This is a genomic window from uncultured Agathobaculum sp. (assembly GCF_963927765.1).
GTDB lineage: Bacteria > Bacillota > Clostridia > Oscillospirales > Butyricicoccaceae > Agathobaculum.
This window is the reverse complement of the sequence record NZ_CAWVCU010000078.1, coordinates 1-14,398: the sequence shown is the minus strand read 5'-3', so window position 1 is coordinate 14,398 and position 14,398 is coordinate 1. Positions and strand designations below refer to the sequence as shown.

Here is a 14,398-nt window from a genome sequence, read left to right as displayed (position 1 = left end):
ATGCGAGGTTTTCGGCGTTTCCAAGAACACCATCCGCCGCGATTTGAATGAACTTGAGGTGCGCGGACATATCACCAAGGTGTACGGCGGTGTGACTGCTACCGTTCCCTCCGGCGCTGTGCCGACCCCCATCCGTTCCGGGCTCAATCCGATCGACAAATCTCTGATCGGCCGTCTCGCCGCGGAGGAGGTTGCCGACGGAGACACCATTTTCATTGATTCTGGTACGACAACACTGTGTCTGCTTCGTTTTCTGGTTGCAAAGAAGCGCATCACCATCATCACACACTCGCTCGGTGCGCTCAGTGAGGCATCCAAATACGATAACCTGAACATTATTTCGCTTGGCGGCATTTACAGCCCGACCACCGATTCCTTTGTCGGTCTGTCTACCATTGAGGCGCTCAGCACCATGCGCATCAATAAGGCGTTCATGGGCGCAACCGGCGTATCCCTGACCGCAGGCATGACCAACACCACTTTCCTCGAAGCGGAAATCAAGCGCGCGGTTGTCCATCGTGCAGACATGATTTACGGCATGGTGGACTCCTCCAAGATCGGCAAGGAGGCCATTGTCACGTTCTGTCACCTGAAAGACCTGACTGCTTTCATCACAGACCGCGAACCGCCCAAGGAATACGTCGATCTGTGTCGGCAGGAAGGCGTGAAGCTGCGCTTTGAATAAATGCGTTCCCTTTACTAATTACATAAAAAGCGGCATCGGATCGGTTCCGATGCCGCTTTTTTGTTTTTTCAACTGCTGTCAGACCTTTTTGCGATAATTGGACGGCGAAACGCCGTAAACCGCCCGAAAGCGTTTAATAAAGTAACTGAAGTTGTCAAATCCCACGTTAAAACCGATTTCCATAACCGGAAGATCGCTCTCACGCAGCAGGCGCGCTGCCTGCTCAATACGCAGGGAATTGATATGCTGCGTAAATGTCCGCCCGAAATTCTCCCGGAAAAAGCTGCTGAAATACTGCGGCGACAAGCCGAAATGCGCAGCCACTGCGGTCAGTGACAGCGGCTCGGTGAAATGTGCGCCCAGATATCCAACAATCTCTTTGAGTTGGCGCGCCTTATAATCTGCACCCGGACGTACCCGCCGACCGGTCAGCAGGCCCTGCTGCGCGCATACCGCCACAATCCCCAGCAGCGCTGCCTTGACCGCCAGCTGGTATCCTGGCGCGCGTCCCAGACAAGCGCGGACGATCTGTGCAAGCAGCGCGCGCACCTCACGCTGTCCCGCCTCTCCCGCGCGCAGGCTAGTCGCAAACCGTAGCCGTCCTTCCGCCAGCGGCGCCAGCAACTCAGTCTCGGCCTGATCGGCACGCGCAAACTGCAAAAAATCCGCCGCAAACACAAAAGATCGAAACTGGTTTTCCCGTCCCGCCGCGCGGATCTCATGCAGTTCCTCACCCGCGGCGAAAAATACATCGCCATGCTCTCCCTCGTAAACATGGTCGGCAATGGTCAACGACACATGTCCCGCATCGACTGTAATGATCTCCAGTTCCGGATGCCAGTGATATGGGATAAAATCGCTGTCATCCGCCTCGCTGCCGTCCAGCGCCGGATAGATTTGAAAGGGAAATGCCTGCGTGCCATGCTCGCGTTTTTCCCGTCTTGCCGCATCCATGCAATCCCTCCGCAAGATTCCTTAAAATAGTGTTATTCTTGATTAAGATATTACAAGCTTTTTTGCCGTTATCTGTTATAATTATAGTCGTTAAAGGGAACAAACGCAAGAGTGCGGCAACAGAAAATCGTATTTTTGTTGTATCATTTGTCAGAAGAACCCTACCGGTTTTTGTGCTAAATGCCAAAGCGTTCCCACCAGCCTGCGCACGGTTGAAAGCCTTCACCGCCGCATGCTATAATATTCTCGGCAGATTGTCCATAGCAATCCGCCAGCCGTCCGGCCGCCGCGCCGGACGATGCAACCAAAAAATCTTTTTTTGGAGGGATACCGTTATGTACATTGATAAGCAAGTCAAGCGCGGATACAACGAATACATCCGTCTGGACGAAGGCATCGGCAAGGACGCCATGATGGACGTTGCCCTGCTCGTGATGGAGGATGGCGACACCTACTACTTTGAGGAGCCGGAAAAGGAACTGGCTGCGCTGGTGTTCGACGGCAAGTGCACGATCGAGTGGGATGACCAGTCCTACGATGTCGACCGTCCCAATCCGTTCGACTACAATCCGTCCTGTCTGCATGTCTGCAAGGGCACCAAGGTGAAGATCACCGCGCATGGCCCCTGCAATATCTATATTCAGAAGACCCTGAACGACAAGACCTTCCCGAACAAGATGTATAAGCCGGAAGACACCGACACTTGGGCACGCGGCAATCAGGGCGAACTGATGGGCTGCATCAAGCGCGACGTGCGCACCTGCTTCGATCTGGATAACGCGCCTTACTCCAATATGGTGCTGGGCGAAGTTGTCAACCTGCCGGGCAAGTGGTCGAGCTATCCGCCGCACCATCATCCGCAGCCGGAGTGCTACTTCTACCGCTATGACAAGCCGATGGGCTTCGGCGCAGGCTGGGGCAACGGCGAGATCTACGAGACCCACCACAACGGCCTTGCAATCATCACCGACAAGATGCACTCTCAGGTTACCGCACCGGGTTACTCCTGCTGCTACGCATGGGGCATCCGCCATCTGCCGGGCAACCCGTGGGACAAGACCCGTATCGACGACGAGGAACATCTGTGGCTGCTCGAAGATGATGCCAACGACCACATCTGGCACTGCCCGACCGGCAACTGATTCAACATCCGAAAATCAATTAGGAGGAATACATACCTATGAAGCATATGGAAACTGTACGCCTGACCGCTTCTCAGGCACTCGTCCGCTTCCTCGAGAACCAGTATGTCAGCTACATTGACATGGATGGCAACGAGCAGGAGCATAAGTTCGTCAAGGGCATCTTCATGCTGCCCGGCCACGGCAACGTCGTTGGCTTCTGCAACGGCGTGGAGCAGGAACTGAAGGACATGGTTGTCTATCAGGGCAAGAACGAGCAGGGCATGGCGCTGGCCGCTGTCGGCTATGCAAAGCAGATGCGCCGCAAGCAGATCTTCGCTGCTACCTCTTCTGTCGGCCCCGGCGCGTGCAACATGATCACCGCCGCTGCAACCGCTACTGCCAACAACATCCCGGTTCTGATCCTGCCGGGCGATATCTACGCTTCCCGTCAGCCTGACCCGGTTCTCCAGCAGATGGAGCAGCCGCATAACCTGACCATCTCCGCGCACGACGCGTTCCAGGCTGTCACCAAGTACTGGGGCCGCATCAACCGTCCGGAGCAGGTCATGACCGACATGATCTCCGCGATGCGCGTACTGACCGACACCGCCAACACCGGCGCGGTTGCAATCTCCCTGCCGCAGGACGTACAGGCGGAAGCTTACGACTATCCGGTTGACTTCTTCCAGAAGCGCGTATGGCGCATCGACCGTCGTCCGATCACCAAGTATGCGCTGGAGAAGGCTGTTGAAGTCATCAAGAACGCAAAGAAGCCGCTCCTGATCTGCGGCGGCGGTGTTCGCTACGCAGAAGCGCACAAGGTATTCAAGAAGTTCGCTGAGGACTTCGGCATTGCCTTCGGCGAAACCCAGGCGGGCAAGAGCGCGGTGGAATGGACCCACGAGCTGAACCTCGGCGGTCTGGGCACCACCGGCGGCATCGCTGCCAACAAGCTGGCGCACGAGGCGGACGTTGTCATCGGTGTCGGCACCCGCTACACCGACTTCACCACCGCTTCCAAGTGGCTGTACCGCACGGACGCTAAGTTCGTCAACATCAATCCGTCTGAGTTCCAGGCGTACAAGATGGACGCAACCCCGGTTGTAGCTGATGCCAACGAGGCGCTGACCGCAATCGGCGAAGAGCTCAAGAAGATCGGCTATCACACTGATGAGGAATATGCTAAGACGGTTGCCGCTTACCGCAAGGAGTGGTTCACTGAGGTCGAGCGTCTGGATAACTGCACCTACACCGACAAGGACTCCTTCATTCCGGAAATCAACGACGCGAACCGCGAGTGCGTTGAGAAGTACATCGAGGACACCGGCTGCAAGCTCTGCCAGACCGCAGTTCTCGGCGCGATCAACCACCTGATCGACGATGACTCCATCGTTTGTGCTGCTGCCGGTTCGCTGCCGGGCGATATGCAGGGTCTGTGGCGTGCATCCAAGATCAACACCTATCACATGGAGTACGGCTACTCCTGCATGGGCTACGAAATCGCTTCCGCACTGGGCGCGAAACTGGCTTGCCCGGACAAGGAAGTTTACGCAATGTGCGGCGACGGTTCGTTCGACATGCTGCACTCCGAGCTGATCACCTCTGTCCAGATCGGCAAGAAGATCAACGTTATGCTGTTTGATAACGCTTCCTTCGGCTGCATCAACAACCTCGAGGTTGGTCAGGGCAATGCCTGCATCTGCACCGAGAAGAACATGCTCGAGGACGGCGTGACCAACGGTATCCACAAGGGCAAGGTTATGCAGATCGACTACGCTGCTATCGGCGCGGCATACGGCTGCAAGACCTACACCGTCAAGACCATGGATGAGCTGAAGGCTGCCATTGAGGACGCGAAGAAGCAGACCGTTTCTACCGTTATTGACATGAAGGTTCTTCCCAAGACGATGTCTGCTGGTTATGAAAACTGGTGGCGTGTCGGCGTTGCGGAAGTATCCACCAAGCCGGAAGTACAGGCTGCCCGCAAGGCGATCGAAGATCACCTGTACGAAGCCCGTCATTATTGATCTCTCTCTTACTCTCTTTTATAAAGAACGCCTTCGGGATTTTCCCGAAGGCGTTCTCTTTTTTTCATATAGACTATTGTCACTTACAGCATTTGCAGCAGCTCAATCTCTTCTCCGGACGGGCCGGTGAAAAACCAGTTTTGCAGGCCGCCGAAGGTCTCCGGCATGACCTTTTTCTCCGGCGTCATGAATGAGATCACGCCAGCCTCCTTGAGTGCAGCAGCAGCCTTGTCCAGATCGTCCACATACACCGCAAAATGCGGGATGCTGCCCTCCCCCGCTGGAACCAGCTCATCCGCAGGCGGCTCGATCAGTTCGAGCAGGAAACCACCGAACTCCACCAACGTCAGCTTCTTTTCTCCTGTCGGCGTTGGCACCGCGTCGCGCTTATATACACTGCCGCCGATCTTCTCATAAAACGCAATACTTTCCTCCATATCCACGGTATAAATCGCGATATGGCCTAATCCTTTGTATAACTCCTTCATCTCAACAAGCCTCCTTATTGGTATCATTTTAACACATTCCAGCGGGCATGCAAAGTCTTTTCCCCGCTGCACAAAAAGAAGAGGGCTGCCCCACAGTAGGGACAGCCCTCTTGATCGCTATGTACCCTCTTATTCCTGCACCGTCTCGGTAACCGAGGTAGATGCCTGATTTGCCTGATAGCGTTCAAAGGTAGAGGTCTCGCTCTTGCCGAAGCCAAGGGGAGAGAAGATGATATACGCCGCCACCATGACGAGCAGCGTAATCGTCGCCCAGATCTTGCCGTTCTTCCACGGCGTCATATCGACCGCCTTGGCATCATGCAGCACAAAATCCTCCGGACGCGGATTCTTCTTGACGATCACCCACATCAGCAGCATGTCGAACACGAACAGGATGGCGGTAAAGTACAGATAATGCACATCCTTGAGGAACGGAATCACGTTGCGCAGACCGAACTGCAAGGTGAAATACAGCACAACGTGCACCGGAATGACGATCTTCGCCGCAATAGCCGGTACCTTCTTCCAGAAGAAGCCGCACAGCAGGCACACGAAGATCGGCGTGTTAAACGCAGCAAAAGCCGAGTTTACGAAGCTCGTGATACCGCCCATGTACAGCATGAACGGGCTCATGATGGTGGATACGACCGCGACGATCGTACCGAAATTCTGGCCAACCTTAACCATGTGCGCATCGGATGCAGTCGGATTGAAGATCGGACGGTGAATATCCAGCGCATAAATGGTGGATGCAGAGTTGAGCACCGAGTTAAAGGACGAGAGGATCGCACCGAACATAACCGCTGCGAAGAAGCCCAGCACCGGCTTAGGCATAACCTGCGCAACCAGCATCGGATAAGCCGAGTCGCCGCTGCCCCAGTCCTGACCGGGATAGGCCAGCGCACAGATAACACCCGGCACAACGATAATCAGCGGGGTCATGATCTTGAGGAAGCCCGCAAATACCGCGCCCTTCTGCGCTTCCTTCAGGTTCTTCGCGCCAAAGGCACGCTGGATGATGGACTGGTTGGTTGCCCAGTAATACATGTTGTTGACCAGCAGACCGGTCAGCAGCAGCGGCCACGGAAGCCACGGCTCGGGAGAGTTTGCTTCGTTGATGGCATTCAAGTATGCCGGATCGGTGTGCAGGAACTTGTCAAAGCCGTCGAGGAACGAGCCGTCGCCGCCCAACTGGCCGGACAGGAACATGAGGCCGAACACCGGCGCCAACAAGCCGCCGACGATCAAACCAAGACCATTGATCGAGTCGGACAGTGCAATGGCCTTCAGGCCGCCAAAAATCGCGTAGATCGAACCTACGACCGCAGTAGCCACACACACGATGGCGATTGCTGCAAAATACGAAATGCCGAGCATTTCGTCCAGACCAAAGATGTTTACAAACACCTGCGCACCGGCATACAGGATGTTCGGCAGCATGATAACTACATAGCTGAGCAGCACGATGATCGAAACCAGACGGCGTGTGCCTGCGTCATACCGCTGCTCGAAAAACTGCGGGATGGTAGTCAGGCCCGTCTTAAGGTATCTGGGCATCAGCACAAACGCCAGAATAACCAGCGCAATAGCGGAAGTAACCTCCCAGCCCATCGTACTCATACCAACGCGAACCGCCTGACCGTTGTTACCGACCAGCTGTTCTGCGGACAGGTTGGTCATCAGCAGGGAACCCGCGATAACCGGACCTGTCAAGCCGCGGCCGGCCAGATAATAGCCGTCCTGCGTATCCAGATTATCGCCGCGGGTTTTCCACCACGAGATAACTGCGACGAGCGCCGTGAATGCCACGAAGGAAATCGCGGCGAACGTCAAGGAATTAAAAAACTGCATGTTTTTCTCCCCTTCTTGTTTTTTTCTTTCTTTCCCGGATCATAGGACTTCTGCTTCGCATACTCCCCAGCAATGCAAAGCAGCTGTTTTGCGGGCGCGCGCACGCAAACACCCAAAAAAACGGACCACCAGTTTTCACCGAAGATCCTTAACGTGCACGCAAACCGTGTCCTGTTTCCTGTCATACATTTTAGCACCATGTTCCTGCGTTGGCAAAACATTTTTGAGTTTTTCTGAGCACTTTGTTTTATTGCACATAATCCATTTTTCCTTTTTGTCAAATTCGCACTAAAAAATTTTTATTTTCACAATAAATTACTCATTTTATAATCATTTATGTGCTCAAAATTTATTGTTCACTTTTTACAAAGAAGCATAAAGAAGTGCTCCGCACCTTTGGCGCGGAGCACTTTTTCTCATGGCTCATACCATGTGTCATCCCGTTTATTCACATCGAACAGCTGCGCATACTGCATCATTTGATATTTAGCAAGCAACGTATCTGGCTCAACCGTTTCCATTGCCATCCAGCTTCCATCCGGTAAATAGTACCCTGCATTATTGATGCGCGGTATCTGCTCGCGCACAGCCAAACGAAGCGCATCATATCCGGATGTGGAACATCCAAGCGCATCCAGTGCAAAAGCAGTTAAATAATTTGCGCTGATCTGCACATCCTGCTGTTCTTCAATATCATAGTTTGCCCAAATGAAGAACGGCGTTACCATTTTCTTCTGCTTTTCCTCAGGTGCGCGATCTGCATCCGTGTTTCCGAGCAGTTCATCATAAAAAGCGCTTGGTACATTCGGCTGATGGTCGCCAAAGAAGATGATGGCGGTCGGCTCATCCACCTCAGAAAAGTATGCCAGCAATTCCTCAAGTGCGTTATCGCTTTCCTTTGCCAGCGACAGATACTCATCCACCTCCGGGTACTTGCCTGCATATTCCCCGGTCAGATGGATCGTCTGCGTGAAGTTTTCGCTGTCGTCCGGTATGTACCCGCCATGGTTCTGCATCGTCACATTGAACATAAACAGCGGCGTACCAGGCGTTTTATTCCTGTAAACCTCAAAGATTTTATAATAATCCGAACGGTCACTGACGTAGCTGCGCAACCGCTCCGTATCCTCTTCTCCGAAATCATCTTCATACAGCTGCGTATCAAAGCCCAGCCGCTCATATACCTGCTGGCGATTCCATGAGGTCGCACGGTAAGGGTGCAGCGACACGGTTTGGTATCCCTGCGCAGCGAGCCCAGATACCACCCCCGGCGTCTCGCGCTTGACATACATCTGATACGGCGAACAGCCATACGGTAGGAACGCCATGGTATCCCCTGTCAGCACTTCAAACTCAGTCGTCGCCGTGCCCCCGCCAAAGGTGGACACCAGCAAATCACCGGTGATCGTATTTTCCCTTCCTTCCAGCGAATGCAGGAACGGCAAATAATCCTCGTTTGTCTCGAAATCCCCCACATCATGCAAATCAGCAAACGATTCATTCATAATCATGATGATATTGGGGCGAAATTCTTCTTTTGTTCCATCATATTCTTCGGTGATCTGTGCCAAAGCATCGGCAGAATACCCTGTTGGCTGCTCCACAATGGCGTTGCCCGCCGTCCGACAGAAATAATACCACTCACTGTATTCCAAATTCCCCTGCCAGAAACCAAAGCTGTTGCCTGCGAGCTTTAATCCATACAGCCAGCCGGAAAGCAACAGAGAACAGGTGATAAACTGGCAGCGTCTCGGTGTTGATACCCGGCGCATGCGCCATACGGCAATACAGAACAACACGGCTATCGCCAATGTCTGCAAAACGGAAAGCTCCACCGGCACTGAATAGTTTGCTGCAACATTTTTTGCTGTGCCAATGGCAAAAATATCGCTGAGCAGCACCGGTGTGCCGCGAAACACCGTCACATAGTGGTCGATCAGTGCATACAGCAGCGTCAAGCCCATGCCGATACAACTTGTCAACCGAATGCTGCCGACAAACACATACACCAACCCGAATATCGCTGCATGATAGACATAGCCCTGCCAAATCGCCGTATTGCCAACAATAATGCCGCCCTTGACCACATATTCGGTCAACAGCAGTGCAAATGAGCTGGCTGCCAGCAACACCAGAATATCATGCACAGCCAGTTCAAACGCTGTTGCCCGTCTGCGCGGGCGCAGCAGAAATGGCAGTGCTGCCAAAACCCCGAGCGGCTTCTGGCTTTCCGGTCTGTAAAAGATCGTACCCTTTTGGAGCAGATACACCGCCGCATAAATCAGCAGTACCGCCAGCACGGCATTGATAATATAACCCAAAATTTTCTTATCTTTTGCTTGTTCTTTACATTTGGGGTACACGTTTGCTATTCTCCTTCTGCATAGTAGCAAAGCCGCTACGGGATTGCCGCAGCGGCTTTGTTTGGTCTGCTGTTATGCTTCCGTATCCTTTTCCACGCGCGTTACGGCAATGGAAAGATCGTCCAGCTGCTTGGCATCTACTACATCCGGGCAACTCATCATCAGATCGGACGCGTTCTGCACCTTGGGGAAGGCGATCACGTCACGGATGGAATCCAGACCCGCCAGCAGCATGCACAGACGATCCAGACCGTAAGCAAGACCGCCGTGCGGGGGCGCACCGTACGAGAACGCGGTGATCAGGTGACCGAACTGCTCCTTAGCGCGCTCCTCGGTGAAGCCCAGCGCCTCAAACATCTTGGTCTGCAGCTCCGGGTCGTGAATACGGATCGAACCGCCGCCCAGCTCGCAGCCATTGAGGATGATATCATACGCCTTGGCGCGTACCTTGGCCGGATCGGTATCCAACAGCGAGATATCCTCGTCCATCGGCGCAGTGAACGGATGATGCTTGGCAACCAAACGGTCCTCTTCCTCGCTGTACTCGAACTGCGGGAACTCGGTGACCCACAGGAGCTTGAAGTCGTCCTTCTTTGCAAGTCCAAGACGCTTTGCCAGTTCGCAGCGCAACGCACCGAGCGAAACGAGCGACGTTTCCTCGGAGGCATCCGCCACAACGAACAGCACGTCGTTTTCGTGCATATCCGCGCGCTCCTTGATGGCCGCGATCTCCTCCTCGGTCAGGAACTTGGCAAAGGACGAGGTCATCGAGCCATCGGCCGCGACCTTCATCCACGCAAGACCCTTGGCACGATAGGTCTTGACAAAATCGGCCAGCTTGTCGATCTCCTTGCGCGGGAACTTATCCGCATAGCCGTTGATATTGATGAGGCGCACGGTACCGCCAGCCTCCACTGCACCCTTGAACACGCCGAAGCCGCAGTTTGCTGCGATGTCGGAAATGTCCTTGATCTCAAAGCCGAAGCGGGTGTCCGGCTTGTCCGAGCCGAAACGGTCCATCGCTTCGCGCCAGGTCAGGCGCGGCAGCGGGAGCTGGATATCGATATCCAGCACTTCCTTGAACACGCGCTTAAGGAAACCCTCGTTGACCGCGATCACGTCGTCCTGCTCGACAAAGCTCATCTCGAGGTCGATCTGGGTAAACTCGGGCTGGCGGTCGGCGCGCAGATCTTCGTCGCGGAAGCAGCGGGTGATCTGGATATAGCGGTCCATGCCCGCGAGCATCAAGAGCTGCTTGTACTGCTGCGGGGACTGCGGCAGGGCGTAGAACTTGCCCGGATGCACGCGGGACGGCACGAGGTAGTCGCGCGCGCCCTCGGGCGTGGACTTGGTCAGCATCGGGGTCTCGATCTCGATAAAGCCCTGCTCGTCAAAGTAGTTGCGCGCGACCTGCGTGACGCGGTGGCGCAGCATCAGGTTCTTCTGCATGGACGGGCGGCGCAGATCTAGGTAGCGGTACTTGAGACGCACCTGATCGCCGACCTCCTTGGAGTCGTCGATCTCAAACGGGGTGGTCTCGGCCTTGGAAAGGATGCGGATATCCTCGGCAATGATCTCGACCTCGCCGGTCGGCATCTTGCGGTTGATCGCCGCCTCGTCGCGCGCGACCAGCTTGCCGCGCACGGCTACAACGAACTCGGTGCGGCAGGTGAAGGCGGTACCAAACAGGTCGGCGTTGACCGACTTGTCAAACGTGCACTGCACAATGCCCGCGCGGTCGCGCACGAGCAGGAACAGCACGCCGCCGTTGTCGCGCACGCGGTCAACCCAGCCGTTGACCGTGACTTCCTGGCCCGCGTCGGACAGGCGCAGGTCGCCGCACATATGCGTGCGCTTCATCCCGTGGATAGAAGTTTCATTCATGTTTATCAATCCTTAACTTAATGTTATTTGTTATCGTTATTTTCGCGCAGCGCCGGGCGCACACGCTCAAAGTAGCCGGCCAGCAAGAGCACCAGACCAACCAGCAGAACTATAAAACCAATGAGCACGAGCATACCTGCGTTCTGCATCCCAACCAACAGGATGAGCAGACCGCCCAGCATCACCAGCAGCCCGCAGACCATCTGCGTGCAGCCCCAGATCAAACGCTTGATGTTGTCCATATCCTATCCTACCCCCTGTATTTACTTGTCGCAGATAACCTTGCCCTGATTCTTTGCCGCAAGGCCGTCCCGGATGCGGGTAATTGCTTCGTCCAGCGAAACCTTGACCTGCTCGCCGGTCTCCATATCCTTGACCGCGAGCACGTTCTCCTTGATCTCGTCCTCGCCGAGGAAAATGACATACGGGATGCCCAGCTTGTCGGCATAGCCGATCTTGTGCTTGAACTTCTTCTGCTCGCTGTACAGCTGGGTGCGGATGCCCGCGTCACGCAGGCTGGTCGCCAGCGCAATCGCCGCGCCCATATCATCGGTCATCGGCAGGATGAGCACATCAGCCGGCGCCTTGTTCATGCTGTCGTTCAGATAGCCCTGCTCGCCCAGCACATAAAACAGGCGGGTCAGGCCAATCGAGATGCCCACGCCCGGCAGCTGCTTGTCGGTGTAATACTCAGCAAGGTTGTCGTACCGACCGCCCGAGCAGATCGAGCCGATCTCCGGATGGTCGAGCATCGCAGTCTCGTATACTGTACCCGTGTAGTAATCCAGACCACGCGCAATCGTCAGGTCGATCTCAAAGTGATCGTCCGGCACGCCGAACGCCGTCATGTACTGCGCAACCGTTCTCAGTTCATCCGCGCCCTGATCGAACACGTCGTTTTTGCCCTTATAGCCATCAAGCGCAGCCAAGATGCCCTGCGTACCGCCCGGCGTTTCGATAAACGCCAGCAGCTCGTCCGCCGTTTCAGCTGCAACGCCAAAATCATCTACCAGAATAGCCTTGACCTTTTCCGCACCGATCTTTTCCAGCTTGTCGATCGTGCGCATCACATCGCCTGCTTTTTCCGTCAGGCCGAGAATGGCAAAAAAGCCGTTTAAAACCTTGCGGTTGTTGATGCGGATCTTAAAACGCTCCAAACCAAGTGAGGTGAAAGTTTTATAGATGATGCTCGGCACTTCGGCTTCGTTGATGATGTCCAGCTTGCCGTCGCCAATCACATCGATATCCGCCTGATAAAACTCACGGAAACGACCGCGCTGCGCGCGCTCGCCACGGTACACCTTGCCAATCTGGAAGCGACGGAACGGGAACGTCAATTCGCCGTAGTGCTGCGCGACGTACTTCGCCAGCGGCACCGTCAGGTCAAAGCGCAGCGACAAGTCGCTGTCTCCCTTGGTGAAGCGGTAAATCTGCTTCTCGGTCTCGCCGCCGCCTTTGGCCAGCAGTACCTCGGAGGACTCAATCAGCGGCGTGTCCAGCGGATAAAAGCCATACAGCGCATAGGTCTCGCGCAACACCTGCATGATGCGCTCCATCTGCACCTGCGGGGCGGGCAGCAATTCCATAAAGCCGGACAGGGTTCTGGGTTTCACTTTTTCCATACTTTTTGATTCTCCTCAAGACAGACGATTGCACCGAATAGGCCCATTTGCCCATCCGGTGCATTGCTTTCTGTCGTTTATTTTTTATTCTTGGGATTGACAATATTACGCCAATCCAGATCACCGCGGTCGAGACCAAGGATGAGCATTTCGGCCGTTGCGGAGTTGGTAGCGATCGGGATGTTATGCATATCGCACAGCCGGGCAATGGCGTGCACATCCGGCTCGTATTGCGAGTTCGACATGGGATCGCGGAAAAACAGGACAAGGTCGATTTCGTTATACGCAACGCGGGACGCGATCTGTTCCTCGCCACCCTGCATGCCTGCCAGACACTTATCAATCTTCAGTCCGGTTGCCTCTTCCACAAATTTTCCTGTCGTGCCGGTTGCACAGATATCATGCTTTGCCAGAATGCCACAATACGCCATACAGAACTGAACCATCAGTTCCTTTTTCCGGTCGTGCGCGATAAGCGCTATGTTCATTTCCGAAACATCCCCTTTCCACATACCACATATATGCTGTTTCCACTCTCAGTATTGCGTCAACCATGCTGTTTTGTTGCTGATGTTTTGCAGGGAAGATGCTTAACCATGTATCGTATCGCTCAAATGCGAATCAGCGGCACTCGCTCGCCGTCCAGTCGGCGCGCGATGTTTTGAAACGCACGCGCTGCACCCGAATGCTTGATGGTCAGAATGCTTTTTCCGCTGTTGCCGCAGGAGATCAAATCCTCGTCCTCCGGTACAACGCCCAAAAGTGGCAGACCCGCTTCATCCATCGCGTCGTCGATATTGCCCGACTTGCCGCGGCAGATCATCTGCGGACGCACCCGGTTGAGCACCATGCGAATGCGCTGAATACAATATTCCTCTTCCAGCTTGCGTGCACACCGCTCCGCCCCGCGGATGCAGGCCCGATCGGTCGATGTGACAATGACCGCCTGTGTCGCAATGTGCGCCAGAAAAGAAAGCTCTGCAGGCAGCCCGGCAGGGCCGTCCACCAGCAGGTAATCAAAGCCAGCTTCCTCCGCCTGTACCGCCAGTTGCTCCATACCGCGCTCACTGAGTGCAGGCAACGCTACCGGAGCCGTCAGTAAGTACAGGCTTTGGTACTCCGGATGCCGCGCCATGGCATCGCCGAGCGGCACAGCACCGCCCGCCACATCGGCAAAGGAATACACCACTCTGTCCGACATGCCCAGCACAATATCCAGATTTCGAAGGCCGCAGTCGCCGTCGATCAGGAGCACGCGGTGCCCGAGCTGCGCCAACGCAACGCCAACGCCCGCTGTAAAGGAGGTTTTCCCCGTGCCGCCCTTACCGGACGCAACCAGAATCACCTTCAACATACCGCCTCCGAAATACAAAAACTTATATATTGTATTATAAACTACC

General features: G+C 54.9%; 12 protein-coding genes. 3 read left to right on the top strand and 9 right to left on the bottom strand.

The window, feature by feature from the left end; genetic code table 11:
• Positions 1-685, top strand: a 685-nt coding sequence (locus tag ABGT74_RS06725; protein WP_346704962.1) for a DeoR/GlpR family DNA-binding transcription regulator, incomplete at its 5' end; no start/stop codon positions are given.
• 78 nt (positions 686-763) lie between these two features.
• Here the strand turns inward: ABGT74_RS06725 and ABGT74_RS06720 are convergent.
• Positions 764-1,639, bottom strand: a complete 876-nt coding sequence (locus tag ABGT74_RS06720; protein ID WP_346704961.1) for an AraC family transcriptional regulator — start codon at positions 1,637-1,639, stop codon at positions 764-766.
• Between the two features lie 335 nt (positions 1,640-1,974).
• On the opposite strand from ABGT74_RS06720, the gene ABGT74_RS06715 reads away from it, so the two are divergent.
• The gene (locus ABGT74_RS06715; protein WP_346704960.1) at positions 1,975-2,781 is read left to right on the top strand and encodes a 5-deoxy-glucuronate isomerase; all 807 of its coding nucleotides are present in this window, start codon (positions 1,975-1,977) and stop codon (positions 2,779-2,781) included.
• 47 nt (positions 2,782-2,828) lie between these two features.
• A complete protein-coding gene (gene iolD / locus ABGT74_RS06710; protein ID WP_346704963.1) occupies positions 2,829-4,790 on the top strand; it encodes a 3D-(3,5/4)-trihydroxycyclohexane-1,2-dione acylhydrolase (decyclizing) in 1,962 nt (653 codons plus the stop codon).
• An 83-nt stretch (positions 4,791-4,873) separates the two neighbouring features.
• On the opposite strand, the gene ABGT74_RS06705 is transcribed toward iolD, so the two are convergent.
• The 8 genes from ABGT74_RS06705 to ABGT74_RS06670 all read right to left on the bottom strand — a co-directional run bounded on the left by ABGT74_RS06705 (position 4,874) and on the right by ABGT74_RS06670 (position 14,352).
• Positions 4,874-5,278, bottom strand: a complete 405-nt coding sequence (locus ABGT74_RS06705) for a VOC family protein (RefSeq protein ID WP_346704959.1) — start codon at positions 5,276-5,278, stop codon at positions 4,874-4,876.
• Between the two features lie 129 nt (positions 5,279-5,407).
• Complete coding sequence (locus ABGT74_RS06700) at positions 5,408-7,129, bottom strand: solute:sodium symporter family transporter (RefSeq protein WP_346704958.1); 1,722 nt, start codon at positions 7,127-7,129, stop codon at positions 5,408-5,410.
• Between the two features lie 416 nt (positions 7,130-7,545).
• Positions 7,546-9,492, bottom strand: a complete 1,947-nt coding sequence (locus ABGT74_RS06695) for an LTA synthase family protein (protein WP_346704957.1) — start codon at positions 9,490-9,492, stop codon at positions 7,546-7,548.
• 72 nt (positions 9,493-9,564) lie between these two features.
• A complete protein-coding gene (aspS, locus tag ABGT74_RS06690) occupies positions 9,565-11,376 on the bottom strand; it encodes an aspartate--tRNA ligase (RefSeq protein WP_346704956.1) in 1,812 nt (603 codons plus the stop codon).
• A 23-nt stretch (positions 11,377-11,399) separates the two neighbouring features.
• Positions 11,400-11,618: a hypothetical protein gene (locus tag ABGT74_RS06685; protein ID WP_346704955.1), complete on the bottom strand. Its 219-nt coding sequence runs from the start codon at positions 11,616-11,618 to the stop codon at positions 11,400-11,402.
• A gap of 21 nt (positions 11,619-11,639) precedes the next feature.
• Positions 11,640-12,998: a histidine--tRNA ligase gene (hisS, locus tag ABGT74_RS06680; protein ID WP_346704954.1), complete on the bottom strand. Its 1,359-nt coding sequence runs from the start codon at positions 12,996-12,998 to the stop codon at positions 11,640-11,642.
• Positions 12,999-13,075: 77 nt separating this feature from the next.
• The gene (locus tag ABGT74_RS06675) at positions 13,076-13,486 is read right to left on the bottom strand and encodes a methylglyoxal synthase (protein ID WP_125115826.1); all 411 of its coding nucleotides are present in this window, start codon (positions 13,484-13,486) and stop codon (positions 13,076-13,078) included.
• 122 nt (positions 13,487-13,608) lie between these two features.
• Entirely contained in the window at positions 13,609-14,352 is a 744-nt protein-coding gene (locus tag ABGT74_RS06670) for a P-loop NTPase (protein WP_297283919.1), read from the bottom strand.
• Positions 14,353-14,398 lie beyond the last annotated feature (46 nt).